1 protein-coding gene is annotated in these 1,654 nt (G+C 60.2%); it reads right to left on the bottom strand.

Annotation, left to right across the window (positions count from 1 at the left end):
- The coding region (gene scpA / locus Q0341_RS02630) for a methylmalonyl-CoA mutase (RefSeq protein ID WP_299510358.1) at positions 1-1,654 on the bottom strand (1,654 nt) is incomplete at both ends.

Genomic DNA, 1,654 nt, shown 5'->3' with positions numbered 1-1,654 from the left:
AAACCAAAGCCTTCTTGATCTGCTCCAGCACATCTTTGGCGCTGACCGGGATAGGGGTGCCGGGGCCGTAGATGCCCTTGACGCCAGCCTCATAAAGCATGTCGTAGTCTTGACGCGGAATCACGCCGCCCACGAACACGATGATGTCGTCTGCGCCTTGTTTCTTCAGCTCGGCAATGATGGCGGGCACCAGGGTTTTGTGGCCTGCGGCGAGTGTCGAGACGCCCACGGCGTGCACGTCGTTTTCAATCGCCTGGCGGGCGCACTCTTCAGGCGTCTGGAACAACGGCCCCATGTCCACGTCAAAGCCCAGATCGGCAAAGGCGGTGGCCACCACTTTGGCGCCACGGTCGTGGCCGTCTTGGCCGAGTTTGGAGATCATCACTCGGGGGCGGCGGCCTTGGGCATCGGCAAAGGCGGCGATGTCGGCTTTGAGAGCGTTCCAGTATTCCATGGTGTCTCCCACGTTCTCGCCGTCGTCGTAAGCTGCGGCGTACACGCCAGTCACTTTTTGTGTATCGGCGCGGTGGCGGCCAAAGGCTTTTTCCAACGCGTCGGAAATCTCACCCACCGTGGCGCGCAGGCGCACGGCTTGGATGGACAGGTCCAGCAGGTTGCCTTGGCCCGATTCGGCCGAAGCGCTCAAGGCGTCCAACGCGGCCTGCACCTTGGCACTGTCGCGTGTGGCGCGGATTTTGGCCAAACGCTCGATCTGACCATCGCGGACACGCACGTTGTCGATCGACAGCGTCTCGATCGGGTCTTCTTTAGCCAGTTTGTATTTGTTCACGCCCACGATCACGTCTTTACCCGAATCGATGCGGGCTTGCTTTTCTGCGGCGGCCGCTTCGATCTTGAGCTTGGCCCAACCACTGCCCACGGCCTTGGTCATGCCGCCCATGGCCTCGACTTCTTCGATGATGGCCCAGGCCTTGTCGGCCATCTCTTGCGTCAGGCTCTCCATCATGTAGCTGCCTGCCCAAGGGTCGATCACGTTGGTGATGTGGGTTTCTTCCTGGATGATGAGCTGCGTGTTGCGGGCGATGCGCGAGCTGAATTCAGTGGGCAGTGCAATCGCCTCGTCAAACGAATTGGTGTGCAGCGACTGGGTGCCACCAAACACGGCCGCCATGGCTTCGATGGTGGTGCGCACCACGTTGTTGTAGGGGTCTTGCTCGGTCAACGACCAGCCAGAGGTCTGGCTGTGCGTGCGCAGCATCAGGCTCTTGGGGTTCTTGGCGTCAAAGCCCTTCATGATGCGGCACCACAACAGGCGGGCCGCACGCATCTTGGCGATTTCCAAATAGAAGTTCATGCCCACCGCCCAGAAGAAGGACAGGCGACCGGCAAACGCGTCCACGTCCATGCCCTTGGCAATCGCCGTCTTCACGTATTCCTTGCCGTCGGCCAAGGTGAAGGCCATCTCCAGCGCTTGGTTGGCCCCGGCTTCTTGCATGTGGTAGCCCGAGATCGAGATCGAGTTGAACTTGGGCATGTTCTTGGCCGTGTACTCGATGATGTCGCCGATGATCTTCATCGACGGCTCGGGCGGGTAGATGTAGGTGTTGCGCACCATGAACTCTTTCAGAATGTCGTTCTGAATGGTGCCGCTCAATTGGTCTTGCGAGACGCCCTGCTCTTCGGCCGCGACCAC

It is taken from the genome of uncultured Limnohabitans sp. (genome assembly GCF_937889215.1).
Lineage (GTDB): Bacteria > Pseudomonadota > Gammaproteobacteria > Burkholderiales > Burkholderiaceae_C > Limnohabitans_A.
Note: the sequence above shows the minus strand (reverse complement) of the source record. Positions and strands in the feature narration are given on the sequence as shown.